This is a genomic window from Vogesella margarita (assembly GCF_028548475.1).
Taxonomy (GTDB): Bacteria; Pseudomonadota; Gammaproteobacteria; order Burkholderiales; family Chromobacteriaceae; genus Vogesella; species Vogesella margarita.
This window is the reverse complement of record NZ_JAQQLE010000018.1, coordinates 1-14,054: the sequence shown is the minus strand read 5'-3', so window position 1 is coordinate 14,054 and position 14,054 is coordinate 1. Positions and strand designations below refer to the sequence as shown.

Below are 14,054 nucleotides of genomic sequence, written 5' to 3'. Positions count from 1 at the left end.
GGTGTGCCTTGAGCACGCTAGCCCGATCAGGACAGGACGCGCGAATAGCCCATCATGGCCCGAGCCGCGAGGCTCAGCATAGAGGCCGGATATACGTGAGCAGTCGTACCTCCACGCCAAAGACGTTGGTGCTTGCAAGCCGGGAGGAGTCCATATACGGATAAGCCGCAGGCGCATCCGGGGATGTGCTCACGTCCCCGGATGCGCTACCGCTTATCCGGGCTACGGTTGTGCGGGACTTGTTTCCAGGTCGGCGGCAGAGTGTAGGTTGACGCTGAGCCTGCGAAGCCCAACGTTTACCGCGATGGAATGACCAAGGTTGGCCGCGAGCCGTCACGGGCTTGCGGCCAACCTTGTCTGGTTTGTGCTTGTCGCGGCGTTGCGGTGGCGGCTTACCACTGCTTCCTCATACGCAGTTCCACCAGGTTGCGCTTGACCTTGACCGATACGCGGGTGTCGTCGTCCAGTCGCCAGCTGGGGCGCAGGTCGATCTTGTTGCCACCGGCCAGTTCGTTTCTTTCCAGGATGAAACTGGGTGTCGGCGGGGGGATGAAGCTCTTGTCGCCGGCGTTTGCCGTTTCCAGTTGCAGGATCAGCGGGGCGGTTCTGGCGCACTTGAGGATTTCCGACGCGCAGAAGGCGTAGGTTGGCTGGGCGATGCCTAGCAAGAGCAGGCTGAGGAGAAAAGAGCGTTTCATGGCGTATGTCCCGCCGGGGCGACCCCGTGTCGCCGCTAGATTCAGCATGGCTCATCCATGGCGACTTTCAAGCGCTGTTTCGGGGCGGGAGGGCGCGCGGGCGCGGCTGTTGCGACATTGCCACGCGGCGGCATGACAGCGGTTTGGCTACCCCGTTGCCGGGGCGTCAGGGGGCGAATGCCGGCGCGGCCTGCGGCCAGGGTTGGCCGCAGGCGGTCAGCGCTTGAAGGCGAGCTGTACCAGCAGGCCGCCCAGTTGCGGGCCGTCGTGCAGGCTGATGTCGATGTCGTGGAGGCGGCAGATGTCCTTGACGATGGCAAGGCCGAGGCCGCTGCCGCCGGGGGCGGCGTCGGGCAGCTGGTGGAAGCGCTCGAACACCTGCTCACGCTGTTCCGGCTGGATGCCGGGGCCGCTGTCCTCGATCTCGAAGATGCAGCCGCGGTCGCCGCCGGGGGCGGCGTCGTACAGGCGCAGGGTGATCACGCCGCCGGACGGGGTGTGGCGCAGCGCGTTGTCGAGCAGGTTGAGCAGCACTTCCTCGATCAGCATCTGCTTGCCGTGGATGGGCGCGTTCTGGTCGCGGCAGCGGTTTTCCAGGCCGAGGTCGATGTCCTTGCGCCGCGCGGCGGCCAGTTTGTCCATCACGATCTTCTCGATGCTGTCGAGCAGGGAAAACGGCGGCTGCGGCCGGTCGCGGCGCAGCTGGTGGCTGCCGGAGTCCATCTTGGCCAGCAGCAGCAGCTGGTTGGTGAGGCGGGTGGTCTTCTTCAGCATTTGCTTCAGTTCGGTGAGGCTTTCGCGCATCACCTCCGGGCTGCCGTCGCGCAGCGCGTGGTCGGCCTGGGTGGTCATCACCGCCAGCGGGGTGCGCAGCTGGTGCGAGGCGTCGGCGGCGAAGCGCTGGTAGCGCGTCAGCAGCTGCGCCAGGCGGCGGCGGTACTGGTTGATGGCGGAGACCAGCGGCAGCAGCTCGCTGTGGGTGGTGCCGACCTCAATGTCGCTGAAGTCGCCGGGCGGGCGGCGGATCACTTCCTCGCCCAGCTGGCGGATCGGCTGCAGGATGCGCGTCATCGCCAGCCACACGAAGCACAGCGCGCAGAACACCAGTAGCCCCTGGCCCCACAGCGTGTAGTTGAGCACCTGGTGCGTCATGTACTGCCGCGCCTCGGTGGTTTCGGCGACCTCGACCTTGATCATGCCCTGCAGCCCGCCCTCGTACAGCGGCTTGTAGAAGGTGGCCATGCGGATCGGGCGTTCGCGGTAGGTGTCGTTGTGGAAGTGCACCAGCGCCGGATACAGCTCGGTGCGCGGCGTGTTCTTCGGCATCTGCGGCAGGTCGCCGTAGCCGGAGATGATGTTGCCGGCGAAGTCGCTGACGCGGTAGAACATCTGGCCGCGGTTGTCGTACTCGAAGTTGTCGAGCGCGATGTAGGGCACTTCCACCTGCAGCTTGCCGTTGCGTACCATCACCTGTTCCGCGATCACCCGCGCCGAGGCCAGCAGGGTGCGGTCGTAGGCCAGGTTGGCCGCGGCGCTGCTGATCTGGTAGGCGACCACGGTGTTGATGATCCACAGCAGCAAGAGCGGCAGCAGCAGCCAGCGCACGAACTTGCCGAGCAGGCTGCGGCGGTTGAACAGCTGCTCAAGGCGCATCGCGCTGTTCCAGCAGGTAGCCGAGGCCGCGCAGGGTGGTGATGCTGACGTTGCTGCCGTCCAGCTTCTTGCGCAGGCGGTGGATGTAGACCTCGATCGCTTCCTGGTTGGCGTTGTCGTCGAGGGTGAACACCTGGTTGAACAGCCGTTCGCGGTTCAGCGGCTGGCCCTTGCGCCGGATCAGCACCTCCAGCACGGTGTGTTCGCGCCGCGTCAGCGTCAGCAGCTTGCCGGCCAGCTCGAAGAACTGCTGCTGCTTGCTGTAGCGCAGGTCGCCACACTGCAGCCACGCGTTTTCGTGGCCCTGGTGGCGGCGCAGCAGCGCTTTCAGCCGTGCCTCCAGCTCGTCCAGCTCGAACGGTTTGACCAGGTAGTCGTCGGCGCCCATTTCCAGGCCCTTGACCTTGTCCGACAGCTCGCCGCGCGCGGTGAGCACCAGCACCGGCAGGGTTTGGTGGCGGGCGCGCAGCCGTTGCAGGATGGCCTCGCCGGACAGGCGCGGCAGGTTCATGTCGAGGATGGCGAGGTCGTATTCTTCGGTTTTCAGCGCGTTGTCGGCGTCGATGCCGTCACCGATCACGTCGACGACGTAGCCGCTGGCGGTCAGCGCCCGCGCCAGCCAGTGGGCGAGATCGGGCTGGTCTTCTATCAGGATGATGCGCATGCTCTCTCTTTAGTCTCTGTGCGTGCCGGGTGAAAGGTTGGTGAAAGTGCTTGTGCTTATGATCGTCTCCAATAATACGGAGAGTGATTCGCCAACCCCGGACAAGCGTTGCGCCTGGCGGCGCGGCTGTCAATAGCCAGTGCCGGGGCCGGACAAGGCGAACGGAATAATGAGGAGAAACAACATCATGGCGAGATGCGGTATGGCCGTGCTGGCCGGCGCGCTGCTGCTGGTGTCGCTGGGCGCGGCGGCGGAGCCGGAAGACCCGGAATGCATCGCCCCGGCGCGGCCCGGCGGCGGCTTCGACCTGACCTGCAAGCTGGCGCGCGCGGCGCTGAACGACAGCAAGCTGCTGACGCGCCCGCTGCGCATCAGCTACATGCCGGGCGGCATCGGCGCGGTGGCCTACAACACCGTGGTGGCGCAGCGTCCGGCGGACGGCAACATCATCGTCGCCTTTTCCGGCGGCTCGCTGCTGAACCTGGCGCAGGGCAAGTTCGGCAAGTACGACGTCAACGACGTGCGCTGGCTGGCCGGTGTTGGCGCCGACTACGGCATGATCGCGGTGCGCGCCGATTCGCCGTACCGGAACCTGAAACAGCTGGTGGCGGCGGTGAAGGCGAACCCGAACGAGATCGTGTTCGGCGCCGGCGGCACCGTCGGCAGCCAGGACTGGATCAAGACGGTGCTGATCGCGCGTCAGGCCGGGGTCAGCTACCAGCAGATGCGCTACGTCGCGTTCGAGGGCGGCGGCGAGACCACCACCGCGCTGCTCGGCGGCCACATCCAGGCCGCGTCCGGCGATCTCAGCGAGGTGATGCCGCAGCTGGACCAGCGCAAGATCCGCGTGCTGGCGGTGATGTCGGACAAGCGCCTGCCGGGCCGGCTGTCCGGCATTCCCACCGCGCGCGAGCAGGGCTTCGACATCGTGTGGCCGATCATCCGCGGTTTCTATGTCGGGCCGAAGGTGTCGGCCGCCGATTACGCCTACTGGGAAACGAGCTTCCGCAAGGTGATGGCGACGCCGCAGTTCGCGCGCCTGCGCGAGGGCTACGACCTGTTCCCGTTCAGCCTCACCGGCGCGCAGATGGACGCCTACGTCAAACGCCAGGTGAAGGAATACCGCAAGATCGCCACCCAGTTCGGGCTGGTGTACCAGACATTGTGAGCGCCTGCCGGCGCTTGCCACCGGATCCACGTAGTACTCTCTTTTTCCACGCCTGACCGGCGTGGATTTTTTTATGCGGCGGCGGCGGAACTTGTGACGGGAGGGGGTGCTCCTACCCGAGGTTGCATGCAGTGAAAGAACTAGACGTTGGCCCCCGCCGCAAGCGGGGGCATTCTTTTTGGTGCGTCAGTGCTGCATCGCGGCCAGCGTCACGCCGGCCACCACGAACAGGCCGCCGGAGGTGCGCGAGAAGCGTTGCAAACGTTGGCCGCAGGCCAGCCACAGGCCCAGCCGGCCACCGGCGGCGGCCAGCAGCACGGCAACGACCAGGTCGGCCACCACCCAGGTGACGGCCATCACCGCGTATTGCGGCCACAGCTGCTGTTGCGGATCGAGAAAGCGCGGCAGCAGCGCGCTGAAGAACACGGTGTCCTCCGGGTTGCTGATCGCCAGCAGAAAGGCGGGACGGAAACCGCTCCACAGCTTGCTGGCCGGCGCACCGCCAGTGCCGCCGCCGATGCTGAACGGCTTGCGCCACAGCGCCACCCCCAGCCACACCAGATAGCCGGCGCCGAGCAGCTTCACCACGTTGAACGCGGAGGGCGAGGTCAGCAGCAGCGCGCTGATGCCCAGCGCCGACAGCACCATCAGCAGCAGTGCGCCGGCGGAAAAGCCCAGCGCATTGGGAATGCCGCCACGAGCACCGTGCTGCGCGCCGTGCGACAGGGTCAGCAAGGGCGCCGGGCCAGGCGCCGCCATCAACAGCACGATGGTGCCGAGGTACATCAACCAGTTATGGAATTCCATTGCAACATCCTTGACCCGCGGCCCGGCCGGTGGCGGCAACACCGGGACAGCCGCAGCTGGCGCAGGGAACAGGCGCAGGCAGGCGGCGTGACGGCATCACCGTGCGGCAAGGGCGGCAGCGGGCGACAGGCACAGTACGGGCGCGGGGCGCGGGTACTGCGCGTTTACGACATCAAATCAGCGGGGAAGTACGGCGGCGAACAGCGGCGGGAAGCTAACGGGGCGGCTCGGACTGGGTGTCCGGCTGGGCAGCGGCGTGCAGGGTGTCGCGATGACGGAAGGTGGGAGTACGCATGGCAAAGCTCTGCGCGATCGGCGCCAGGCGGTTGCGTTGCGGGTGCAGCGTCGGACAGATGGCGACGGCGGACTGCGGCAGTTGTTTGGAATTGAACGACAATTTGGACATCCGGTTACGATAACGGAACCATTCTAGGCGGCCGCGAGCGGGCTTGGCAAATCGGCATGCGGTGGCTGTTGTTTATTTGTTTAAACACGGTTCGGCAAAAAACAGCCACTTGCCGCTTTTTTTGGCCTTTTTGTGTTTGGAATATTAATCATTGGCGCGCCATCCGGCGAGGGCGGCCGGACGCGGTTTGCCAGCCCGCGGCCGGCACGCTAAGGTGGCGGGCTGCAATCAATGAGGAGCCTCGCTATGCGTCTTGCCACCTGGAACGTCAACTCGCTGAAAGTGCGCCTGCCGCAGGTGCTGCAATGGCTGGCCGACAACCCGATCGAGGTGTTGTGCCTGCAGGAGCTGAAGATGGACCACCCGGTATTCCCGCTGGCCGAGATCGAGGCCGCCGGCTACCAGGCGGCGTGGTTCGGGCAGAAGACCTATAACGGCGTCGCCATCCTGGTGAAGAACGGCTGCAGCCTCGGCGACGTGGTGGCCGGCATCCCCGGTTACGACGACGAGCAGCGCCGCGTGATCGCCGCCACCGTGGACGGCGTGCGCGTGGTGTGCGCCTACTTCGTCAACGGCGAGTCGGTGGAGTCGCCTAAGTACCAGTACAAGCTGCAGTGGCTGGCCGAGCTGGAGCGCTACGTTGCCAGTGAGCTGGCGGTGCACCGCGATTTCGCGCTGCTGGGCGACTACAACATCGCGCCGGAAGACCGCGACGTGTACGACCCGGAGGGCTGGCGCGAGCAGGTGCTGTGCACCACGCCGGAGCGCGACAGCTTCCGCCGTCTGATCGGCATGGGGCTGGCCGACAGCTTCCGCCTGTTCAACGACGAGGACAAGCAGTACAGCTGGTGGGATTACCGCGCGATGATGTTCCGTCGCAATATGGGCGTACGCATCGACCATATCCTGATCAGCGACAGCCTGAAGGCGCGCGCCAGTGCCTGCGTGATCGACAAGGCGCCTCGCAAGTGGGAGCGCCCGTCGGACCACACCCCGGTGGTGGTCACGCTGGCCTGAGAGCGCGTACCCGTCCGGCACCGAGCATTGCGGCCAACCTTGTCCAAGGTTGGCCGCAATGCCGTTCAGGCGGCGGGCATCGCGATCAGGTCGGTGGCGCCGACATCCAGCCCGAGCTGCGCCAGCAGGGTGGTGACCTGGCCGCGGTGGTGGGTCTGGTGGTTGAACAGGTGCATCAGCACCTCGGGCAGCGGTCTGCTTTGCGCTTCGCCACGCATATTGTGGTAGTCCAGCACCTGGCCTAGCGCGGCCGGCGTCAGCTCCAGGCTCCACTGCAGGATTAGCGCATCCAGCTCCCGGCGCCGCGCCTGTAGCGCGGCAAAGCCGTCGGCCAGCGGCAAGTCCAGCCGCGCCGGCATCGCGATGTCGCGCAGCGTCTCAAGGCAGGCAAAGCCGGCCGGATGCGCCGCCAGCCGCTTCAGCCAGATGGTGTCGGCGACCAAGAGATGGTTGAGCGTGCCGCTGATCGAGCCGAAAAAGGCACCGCGTTCGGCGTCCAGCGCCGTTTGCGGCAGCGTGCCGGCGACGGCGTACAGCTTGTCGTTCATCCAGCGGTTGTAACGGGCCATGTGCCGTACATAGTCGCAGTTGATCATGTCGTCTCCTAGGTTGATGGCGGTCGGTGGGGCGCCGGTCTAGCCGGGCAGCGTGTCGTCCGGCTGGCGGCGTGTCACGCGCAGCAGGCCCCAGCCGGCGGCGGCGAGCAGGGCGAACCACAACGCGAACCAGAACCAGCGGAAAAAGCTCCAGGTGGATTCTCCTGTGGTGGCGAGGCGGACGGCGGTGACGTTGGGGTACAACGACAGCATGTTGATGCGCCAGCCGTAGCTGGTGAGGTAGGCCGGCTGCCGGGCGTTGGCCAGCGCGTTGGCGGTGGCCTGCACGTCGGAGGCGTCGAACTTGAAGTAGAACGGCCAGCCCCAGCCGGTGTCCTCGTTGCGGTACACGCGCACGTCGTCGATGGCGTGCTGGGTGTAGATCAGGTACATGTCGCGCACCGGCTGGTCGGGCGGGTTCTGACGGCTGACCGGGCCGTCCTTGTCCGCCAGCTTGACCTCGACACCGGTGATGGTGGTGATGCTGTGTTCCGGCAGGTAGTAGTCCAGCAGTGCGCTGCCGGACAGGGCGAGCAGCGCCAGCAGGGCGAGGCCGAAGTTGCGGAGTTTGCGGCGCATGGTGGCGGTTCCGGAGGGCAAGGGATGCCATCATTCTACGGGCTGCCCGCGGCGGCTGTACACGGCGGCAAGGTTGGCCGCAAGCGTGCCGGCCATGAAAAAGCGGCTTTCACCGCCGGCGCGGGGCCGGGATGAAAGCCGCTGTCGCGGTGTGGCGCGTGGCTTACTTGATCACGGTCACCGGCACCTTCGACTGGTGCAGCACGTCGGTGGCCACCGAGCCCAGCAGCAGCAGGCCGAGGCCGCTGCGGCCGTGCGAGCCGATGATGATCTGGCTGAACGCCATCTCCTGCGCGTAGCGGGTGATGGTGTCGGCGATGTGGCCGACCGCGATGTGCTGCTGGTAGGCCTGGCCGGCCTGCTGCAGCAGAGCGCCCGCCGTTTGCAGTGCGGCGAGCCCTTCCTCGCGGTAGTAGTCTTCCAGCTGGTCGTGGCCGACAAACAGGCGCACGTGGCCGGATTCGACCGGGATCTGCACGTTCAGCAGGTGCAGTTCCAGTGCCGGGTTGAGTTTGGCCAGTTGCAGCGCGTGTTCTACCGCGCGCAGCGCGTGCGCCGAGCCGTCTACCGGAATCAGGATACGGGTGCTCATGGTGTCCCTTTCTTAGCTGTGGTCTTTGTTGGCGGCCAGCGGAATCTCGTGCAGCGGCGCGGCGGCGGCGGTCTTGCGGCTGGCAAGGAACTTGCCGGTCGCCACCACGAAGACGGCACCTGCCGCGGCGCTGACGTAGTGCAGCCAGCCTGGTGCGTCGACCAGATACGGTTTCACCACCACGTCGCCGGTCACCATGTCGCCGGCGATCCAGCCCAGCAGCGCGGCACCGAAGGTGATCACGATCGGGAAGCGGTCCATCAGCTTGAGCACGAACTTGCTGCCCCACACGATGATCGGGATGCTGATCACGATGCCGAACACCACCATGCCGAGGTGACCCTTGGCGGCACCGGCCACGGCGATCACGTTGTCCAGGCTCATCACCGCGTCGGCGATGATGATGGTCTTGATGGCGCCCCACAGGTGGGTGCTGCCCTCGATATTGCCGTGGGCGTCGTCGTCTTCCGGCTGCAGCAGCTTGATGCCGATCCACAGCAGCAGCAGCGCGCCGACCACCTTCAGATACGGCAGCGCCAGCAGTTGCAGCGCGAAGAAGATCAGTACCACGCGCAGGGCGATGGCGCCGGCCACGCCCCAGAAGATGCCGCGGCGGCGTTGTTCTTCCGGCAGCTTGCGGCAGGCCAGCGCGATCACGACCGCGTTGTCGCCGCCGAGCAGGATGTCGATGGCGATGATCTGCAGCACCGCCAGCCAGAAGGAGCTTTCAAACAGGATCTCCGGCATTGTGTTGTCCTCGTGCAGTGAAAATGTCAATTAAAAGGACACCTGGCCAGCAGAGCGCCAGGTGTCCCGGGAGGTGTGGTTTAACGTGCGCCGTCCAGCAGCGCCTGGCGGCGTTTCATCAGCGGCGGCACCACCAGGATGGCAGCGGTGACCAGCAGGATGAGCAGCGAGATCGGGTGCGTCAGGAACACGGTCAGGTCGCCTTCGTTGATCGACATCGCGCGGCGGAAGTGTTTCTCCGCCATCGGCCCGACGATCAGGCCGACCACCAGTGGCACCACCGGGAAGTCGAAGCGTCGCATCAGGAAGCCCAAGACGCCGATTATATAGAGCAGCATCAGGTCGAACCAGCTCTGGCGAAGCGCGTAGGCGCCCATGGTGGCCAGCACGATGATGCCGCCATAGAGCAGCGGGCGCGGCACCTTCAGGAATTGCACCCACAGGCCGACCAGCGGCAGGTTCAGCACCAGCAGCATCACGTTGCCGATGTACAGCGAGGCGATCAGGCCCCACACCAGTTCCGGGTTGGTATCGAACAGCAGCGGGCCGGGCACGATGTTGTACTGCTGGAACGCGGACAGCATGATCGCGGCGGTGGCCGAGGTCGGGATGCCCAGTGTCAGCAGCGGTACCAGGGTGCCGGTGACGGCGGCGTTGTTGGCCGCTTCCGGACCGGCCACGCCCTCGATGGCGCCCTTGCCGAATTCCTTCTGTGCCGACGGGCTGGCCAGTTTCTTCTCCATCGAATAGGACAGGAAGGTCGGCAGCTCGGTACCGCCGGCTGGAATGGTGCCGAACGGGAAGCCGATGGCGGTGCCGCGCAGCCACGGTTTCCACGAGCGCTTCCAGTCGTCCTTGCTCATCCAGAAGCTGCCCTTCAGCGACTCGATGCGGCCAACGATATTGTTCTCGTAGGTGGCGGTGTACAGCGTCTCGCCCACCGCGAACAGGCCCATCGCCACCACCACGATGTCGATGCCGTCGATCAGCGGCAGCAGGCCGAAGGTGAAGCGCGACTGCCCCGACTGGCCCTCGATGCCGATCAGGCCCATGCCCAGACCCAAGAGCAAGGCGATGCTCCCCTTCAGCGGCGAGTTGCCCAACACCATGGAGACCGCGGCGAAGGTCAGCATCATCAGCGAGAAGGTTTCCACCGGCCCAAGCTGCAGCGCGAAGCCGGCCAGCACCGGCGCCAGCAGTGTCAGCAGTACGGTGGCGATGGAGCCGGCGATGAAGGAGCCGATGGCGGCGGTGGACAGCGCCGGACCGGCACGCCCCATCTTGGCCATCTTGTTGCCTTCCAGCGCCGACACGATGGAGCCGGCTTCACCGGGAGTGTTGAGCAGGATGGAGGTGGTGGAGCCGCCGAACATGGCGCCATAGTAGACGCCGGCCAGCATGATCAGCGCACCGGTTGGATCTACGCTTTGCGTGACCGGCAGCAGCAGCGCCACGGTCACCGCCGGGCCGACGCCGGGCAGCACGCCGATGGCGGTGCCGAGCGTGCAGCCCAGCAGCGCCCACAGCAGGTTGGCCGGCGTCAGCGCGGTGGCAAAGCCCAGACTGAACAAGGCATTCAATGATTCCATTTACAGTACTCCCCCCGGCAACAGGGCTGGCAGGTTCAGCCCCAGGGTCTTGAACAGGTGAAACAGGCCAAGGGCCAGCAGGAAGGACAGCAGCAGATCCAGCGCCGGACGGCGGGTTTCCAGTGCGCGGCAGATGCCGAAACAGAGGAAGGTGCCGGCCAGGGTGAAGCCGGCCAGGTTGATCAGCGCCATGTGGGCGATCAGGCTGCCGCTGGCGATGATGAACATGTGCCAGTTGGCCTCGCCGCGGGCGGCGGCTTCTTCCGCTTCCAGTTGTTCCGTGTCGTCTTCGCCATCGCTGAGGATGGTGTCCGGCCCGTTACGGTGGCGGCGCTGCATCAGCAACGCGCCCCCGGCAACGATCAGGCCGGCCACCACCAGCGAAGGAAAGAAGCGCGGACCGATGCCGGCATAACCGGCCTCCTCAGGGATATCGCCGATCTGCCAGGCCATCACCAGGCCGATCAGGATGATCCCGATGGCGAGCAGCTGCTCGCCGGTTACGCGCTTGATCATGGCTTAGTTACCCAGCTTCAGTTTCTTGACGGTGACTGCGGTGCGCTTGGTTTCCTCGGCGAGGAAGGACTTGAAGCTGTCGCCGCTTTGCAGCATGTCCATCCACTCCATCTTCTCGGCCTTGGCTTTCCAGCTTGGCGACTTGACCGCGGTTTCCACCATCTTGATCAGCTCGTTGCGCTGGGCCGGGGTGATGCCCGGGGCGCCGAACACGCCACGCCAGTTGTACACCACCACATCGGTGCCCTGCTCGCGCATGGTCGGAACCGGGATGTCGGCGTTGCGGGTGGAGGCAGAGATGCCCAGTGCGCGCACCTTGCCGGCCTTGATCAGGTCGGCCAGTTCGCCGTAGCCGCTGATGTAGGCGGAGATCTGGTTACCCAGGATGGCGGCCTTGCCCTCGCCACCACCGGCGAACGGGATGTAGTTCAGCTTGTCGGGATCAACGCCGGCTTTTTCCGACATCAGGCTGGCCATGATGTGGTCGATACCACCGGCCGAGCCGCCGCCGATGCTCACCGCACCCGGCTTCGCCTTGTAGGCGGCCATCAGGTCTTTCAGGTTCTTGAACGGCGAGGCGGTCGGCACCACGATCACGTTGAACTCACCCATCAGGCGCGAGATCGGCGTCACCATGCCGAAGTTGACCGGCGACTTGTTGGTTTCCAGTGCGCCTACGGTGACGGCACCGGCCACCAGCAGCGCGTTGGGGTTACCTTTTTCGTTATTGACGAACTGTGCCATGCCGATGGCACCACCGGCGCCGGCCTTGTTCTCGACCACCACGCTCTTGACCTGGCCGGAAGCCTGCAGCGCTTCGCCGAGGGTACGGGCTACGGTGTCAAAGCCGCCACCAGGGTTGGCCGGCGCCATGATCTTGAATTGCTCAACCTGGGCCTGGGCGACAAACGGGGTGACTGCCAGCAGGCAGCTTACGAACAGTTTCGACAGTTTCATTGTGTAATCTCCGGAGTGTTGCGTCTTGTTGTGTATGCCGGGATGGCATCGGTGGAAGCTTGGCTCCTCACCCTTTGCATCCGCTGCGCCCCGGCGTTGCCTGCCGTGCAGGAGACGCCAGCTCAGTGGTGCGAGCAAATTATAGGGGGGGCAAGCTTTCAACTAGCTTTCAGCGCCGCAAGCCGTGTGCGGTGCCCGCCGGAGTGCTGCCGGCGCGTGGGCAACCGTGGCTGGAGCGCACCGGTGGCTGGGGCGAATGCTGTGCGGGCAGGGCGTCGAGCGGGGTATGCGGGCTTTTATGGGATTTATTGATGGTAAAACAAAAATAAATTCAATTAATCGTTGACCGGGGGAGGGATGCTGCGTATAACTGTGCTGGCAGGACCTTCAAGCAGCAGATTGCTTGCGACATCGTTGATCCACCTCAAAAGCGGCACGTCATTGTTACCGGTTTGATTCCTTGATCGTCATGCACCTGGGCAATTGCCCGTCAATCTCGTTTTAAAGGAATTAAAAATGGAAACTGGTACCGTTAAATGGTTTAACGATGCAAAAGGCTTTGGCTTCATCACTCCTGATGCCGGCGGCAACGATCTGTTCGCTCACTTCTCCGAAGTGCGCTCGGAAGGCTTCAAGTCGCTGACCGAAGGCCAGAAAGTCAGCTACACCCCAGGTATGGGTCAAAAAGGCCCACAAGCCACCAATATCCAGGCTCTGTAATTTTTTACAGCGTTTGATAAAAACCCCGCTACGGCGGGGTTTTTTGTTTTTCCCGCCCGTTACCGCGACTGCCGTGGCGGGCGCACACCGGCACCATGTCCGCCACCGGACGTGGTGCTTTTTTGTTGTCGCAAATCGGCATGTCGTCACGCCACATGCGGTTGCCGGTGCGGCGGGCAGTGAGGAGCTCGCGGCTGCGGCCTAGGTTGGCCGCAGCCTAGCCGGAGCGCACTTCAAAGTGGGTAAAGTGGCTGGCCACCGTCGCCTGCAGCGCGGGTGCCGGCCAGTTTGCGGCGATGGCGGCGAACGGCTGCGGCAGTTGCGGCCCCGGGCGCAGCAGCTGCCAGGCGTAGCGGCGCACGCCGCGTTGCGCGAGCCACGCGGCCAGCTGCGTCAGCGTGTGTTCGTCGTGCAGCGCCGGGTGCAGGGTGCTGCGGCATTCGTAGTCGACGCCGCTGGCTTGCAGCAGCGCGAGGCTGGTCTCGGCCCGTTCGCCGCTGCCGGCCACCGCGGTGATGGCCGGGTACTGTGGCGGCAGGGTCTTGATATCCAGCCCGACCCAGTCCAAGAGCGGCAGCACGCGCTGCAGGCGGTCGGGGTAGGCACCGCCGCTGTGCAGGCCGGTGGCAAAGCCCATGGCGCGTACTTCGGCCAGCAGCGCCGGCAGAGCCGGGTCGGCCAGTGGTTCGCCGCCGGAAAACACTACCCCGTCCAGCAGGCCGCGGCGGCGCTGCAGCTGTTCACGCAGCTGCGGCCAACGTTGCTGGCCGTGGCGGCGCTGTAGCAGCTCGGGGTTGTGGCAGTAGCCGCAGCGCCACGGGCAGCCGGCGAGGAACACCACGGCGGCCAGCCGGCCCGGCCAGTCGCAGGTGGAGAACGGCTGCCAGCCGCCGATGCGGGCGCGCTCAGCCGGCGCGCTGTTCGTCGAAGTGGCGGCGTTCATGGAATTCACCCTGCTTGCCGGTGTTGAACGAGGCTACCGGGCGGTGGTAGCCCATCACCCGGGTCCATACCTCGCAACGGGTGCGCTCTTCGTCCTTGAGTTCGATGGTTTGCTGCTGTTGCATGGTGTTTCCTTTCAAGGTTGGCCGCATGGCGGCGGTGGGTATCGTCTGTTCGTCGCCCGGATAAGCGCAGCGCATCCGGGGGAACTGCTTGCCATCCCCGGATGCGCCTGCGGCTTATCCGTATATGGACTCCTCCCGGCTTGCAAGCATCAACGTCTCTGGCGTGGAGGTACGACTGCTCACGTATATCCGGCCTCTATGCTGAGCCTCGCGGCTCGGGCCATGATGGGCTATTCGCGCGTCCTGTCCTGATCGGGCTAGCGTGCTCAAGGCACACC

The 14,054-nt window shown here is 65.3% G+C and carries 17 protein-coding genes; 3 read left to right on the top strand and 14 right to left on the bottom strand.

Annotated features, from left to right (window positions below):
• Window positions 1–392: 392 nt before the first annotated feature.
• From PQU96_RS15840 to PQU96_RS15830, 3 genes are all read right to left on the bottom strand, one after another.
• Window positions 393–698, bottom strand: coding sequence for a hypothetical protein (locus PQU96_RS15840; protein WP_272773370.1), 306 nt, complete (start codon window positions 696–698; stop codon window positions 393–395).
• Between the two features lie 216 nt (window positions 699–914).
• Window positions 915–2,351 (bottom strand): sensor histidine kinase, encoded by a 1,437-nt coding sequence (locus tag PQU96_RS15835; RefSeq protein WP_272773369.1) that lies wholly within the window; start codon window positions 2,349–2,351, stop codon window positions 915–917.
• The gene (locus tag PQU96_RS15830) at window positions 2,341–3,015 is read right to left on the bottom strand and encodes a response regulator (RefSeq protein WP_272773368.1); all 675 of its coding nucleotides are present in this window, start codon (window positions 3,013–3,015) and stop codon (window positions 2,341–2,343) included. Before PQU96_RS15830 ends, PQU96_RS15835 begins: the two co-directional genes overlap by 11 nt.
• 187 nt (window positions 3,016–3,202) lie before the next feature.
• Here PQU96_RS15830 and PQU96_RS15825 point away from each other — a divergent pair, with 187 nt between their 5' ends.
• Complete coding sequence (locus tag PQU96_RS15825) at window positions 3,203–4,183, top strand: Bug family tripartite tricarboxylate transporter substrate binding protein (protein ID WP_272773367.1); 981 nt, start codon at window positions 3,203–3,205, stop codon at window positions 4,181–4,183.
• Window positions 4,184–4,369: 186 nt separating this feature from the next.
• Here the strand turns inward: PQU96_RS15825 and PQU96_RS15820 are convergent, their stop codons facing one another.
• Both PQU96_RS15820 and PQU96_RS15815 read right to left on the bottom strand, forming a co-directional pair.
• Entirely contained in the window at window positions 4,370–4,990 is a 621-nt protein-coding gene (locus tag PQU96_RS15820) for a LysE family translocator (protein WP_272773366.1), read from the bottom strand.
• 214 nt (window positions 4,991–5,204) lie between these two features.
• Window positions 5,205–5,387, bottom strand: a complete 183-nt coding sequence (locus PQU96_RS15815) for a hypothetical protein (protein WP_147424464.1) — start codon at window positions 5,385–5,387, stop codon at window positions 5,205–5,207.
• A 255-nt stretch (window positions 5,388–5,642) separates the two neighbouring features.
• Here PQU96_RS15815 and xth point away from each other — a divergent pair, with 255 nt between their 5' ends.
• Window positions 5,643–6,413: an exodeoxyribonuclease III gene (gene xth, locus PQU96_RS15810; protein WP_272773365.1), complete on the top strand. Its 771-nt coding sequence runs from the start codon at window positions 5,643–5,645 to the stop codon at window positions 6,411–6,413.
• 65 nt (window positions 6,414–6,478) lie between these two features.
• On the opposite strand, the gene PQU96_RS15805 is transcribed toward xth, so the two are convergent.
• From PQU96_RS15805 to PQU96_RS15775, 7 genes are all read right to left on the bottom strand, one after another.
• Window positions 6,479–7,009: a DinB family protein gene (locus tag PQU96_RS15805; protein WP_272773364.1), complete on the bottom strand. Its 531-nt coding sequence runs from the start codon at window positions 7,007–7,009 to the stop codon at window positions 6,479–6,481.
• A 39-nt stretch (window positions 7,010–7,048) separates the two neighbouring features.
• Complete coding sequence (locus tag PQU96_RS15800; RefSeq protein ID WP_272773363.1) at window positions 7,049–7,588, bottom strand: DUF1523 family protein; 540 nt, start codon at window positions 7,586–7,588, stop codon at window positions 7,049–7,051.
• A 163-nt stretch (window positions 7,589–7,751) separates the two neighbouring features.
• Window positions 7,752–8,180, bottom strand: a complete 429-nt coding sequence (locus PQU96_RS15795) for a universal stress protein (protein WP_272773362.1) — start codon at window positions 8,178–8,180, stop codon at window positions 7,752–7,754.
• A gap of 12 nt (window positions 8,181–8,192) precedes the next feature.
• On the bottom strand, window positions 8,193–8,927 hold the full coding sequence (locus PQU96_RS15790; protein WP_272773361.1) for a TerC family protein: 735 nt from the start codon (window positions 8,925–8,927) through the stop codon (window positions 8,193–8,195).
• A gap of 80 nt (window positions 8,928–9,007) precedes the next feature.
• Window positions 9,008–10,516: a tripartite tricarboxylate transporter permease gene (locus PQU96_RS15785; protein ID WP_272773360.1), complete on the bottom strand. Its 1,509-nt coding sequence runs from the start codon at window positions 10,514–10,516 to the stop codon at window positions 9,008–9,010.
• A complete protein-coding gene (locus tag PQU96_RS15780; RefSeq protein ID WP_272773359.1) occupies window positions 10,517–11,032 on the bottom strand; it encodes a tripartite tricarboxylate transporter TctB family protein in 516 nt (171 codons plus the stop codon).
• Window positions 11,033–11,035: 3 nt separating this feature from the next.
• The gene (locus tag PQU96_RS15775; RefSeq protein ID WP_272773358.1) at window positions 11,036–11,989 is read right to left on the bottom strand and encodes a Bug family tripartite tricarboxylate transporter substrate binding protein; all 954 of its coding nucleotides are present in this window, start codon (window positions 11,987–11,989) and stop codon (window positions 11,036–11,038) included.
• Between the two features lie 516 nt (window positions 11,990–12,505).
• Between PQU96_RS15775 and PQU96_RS15770 the strand changes: the two genes are divergently transcribed.
• Window positions 12,506–12,709 (top strand): cold-shock protein, encoded by a 204-nt coding sequence (locus PQU96_RS15770; protein ID WP_047966568.1) that lies wholly within the window; start codon window positions 12,506–12,508, stop codon window positions 12,707–12,709.
• A 217-nt stretch (window positions 12,710–12,926) separates the two neighbouring features.
• Here PQU96_RS15770 and PQU96_RS15765 read toward each other — a convergent pair whose 3' ends face one another.
• Both PQU96_RS15765 and nrdD read right to left on the bottom strand, forming a co-directional pair.
• Window positions 12,927–13,652 carry an anaerobic ribonucleoside-triphosphate reductase activating protein gene (locus tag PQU96_RS15765; RefSeq protein ID WP_272773357.1) on the bottom strand — a complete coding sequence of 242 codons (726 nt, stop codon included), beginning with the start codon at window positions 13,650–13,652 and terminating at the stop codon, window positions 12,927–12,929.
• On the bottom strand, window positions 13,615–13,776 hold the full coding sequence (gene nrdD / locus PQU96_RS15760) for an anaerobic ribonucleoside-triphosphate reductase (RefSeq protein ID WP_272773356.1): 162 nt from the start codon (window positions 13,774–13,776) through the stop codon (window positions 13,615–13,617). Before nrdD ends, PQU96_RS15765 begins: the two co-directional genes overlap by 38 nt.
• Window positions 13,777–14,054: the final 278 nt, after the last annotated feature.

What these genes read in the sequence shown, in the direction of transcription:
- PQU96_RS15840 (WP_272773370.1), bottom strand. Translation starts at nt 698, where the DNA reads ATGAAACGCTCTTTTCTCCTCAGCCTGCTCTTGCTAGGCATCGCCCAG.
- PQU96_RS15835 (WP_272773369.1), bottom strand. Translation starts at nt 2,351, where the DNA reads ATGCGCCTTGAGCAGCTGTTCAACCGCCGCAGCCTGCTCGGCAAGTTC.
- PQU96_RS15830 (WP_272773368.1), bottom strand. Translation starts at nt 3,015, where the DNA reads ATGCGCATCATCCTGATAGAAGACCAGCCCGATCTCGCCCACTGGCTG.
- PQU96_RS15825 (WP_272773367.1), top strand. Translation starts at nt 3,203, where the DNA reads ATGGCGAGATGCGGTATGGCCGTGCTGGCCGGCGCGCTGCTGCTGGTG.
- PQU96_RS15820 (WP_272773366.1), bottom strand. Translation starts at nt 4,990, where the DNA reads ATGGAATTCCATAACTGGTTGATGTACCTCGGCACCATCGTGCTGTTG.
- xth (WP_272773365.1), top strand. Translation starts at nt 5,643, where the DNA reads ATGCGTCTTGCCACCTGGAACGTCAACTCGCTGAAAGTGCGCCTGCCG.
- PQU96_RS15805 (WP_272773364.1), bottom strand. Translation starts at nt 7,009, where the DNA reads ATGATCAACTGCGACTATGTACGGCACATGGCCCGTTACAACCGCTGG.
- PQU96_RS15800 (WP_272773363.1), bottom strand. Translation starts at nt 7,588, where the DNA reads ATGCGCCGCAAACTCCGCAACTTCGGCCTCGCCCTGCTGGCGCTGCTC.
- PQU96_RS15795 (WP_272773362.1), bottom strand. Translation starts at nt 8,180, where the DNA reads ATGAGCACCCGTATCCTGATTCCGGTAGACGGCTCGGCGCACGCGCTG.
- PQU96_RS15790 (WP_272773361.1), bottom strand. Translation starts at nt 8,927, where the DNA reads ATGCCGGAGATCCTGTTTGAAAGCTCCTTCTGGCTGGCGGTGCTGCAG.
- PQU96_RS15785 (WP_272773360.1), bottom strand. Translation starts at nt 10,516, where the DNA reads ATGGAATCATTGAATGCCTTGTTCAGTCTGGGCTTTGCCACCGCGCTG.
- PQU96_RS15780 (WP_272773359.1), bottom strand. Translation starts at nt 11,032, where the DNA reads ATGATCAAGCGCGTAACCGGCGAGCAGCTGCTCGCCATCGGGATCATC.
- PQU96_RS15775 (WP_272773358.1), bottom strand. Translation starts at nt 11,989, where the DNA reads ATGAAACTGTCGAAACTGTTCGTAAGCTGCCTGCTGGCAGTCACCCCG.
- PQU96_RS15770 (WP_047966568.1), top strand. Translation starts at nt 12,506, where the DNA reads ATGGAAACTGGTACCGTTAAATGGTTTAACGATGCAAAAGGCTTTGGC.
- PQU96_RS15765 (WP_272773357.1), bottom strand. Translation starts at nt 13,652, where the DNA reads ATGAACGCCGCCACTTCGACGAACAGCGCGCCGGCTGAGCGCGCCCGC.
- nrdD (WP_272773356.1), bottom strand. Translation starts at nt 13,776, where the DNA reads ATGCAACAGCAGCAAACCATCGAACTCAAGGACGAAGAGCGCACCCGT.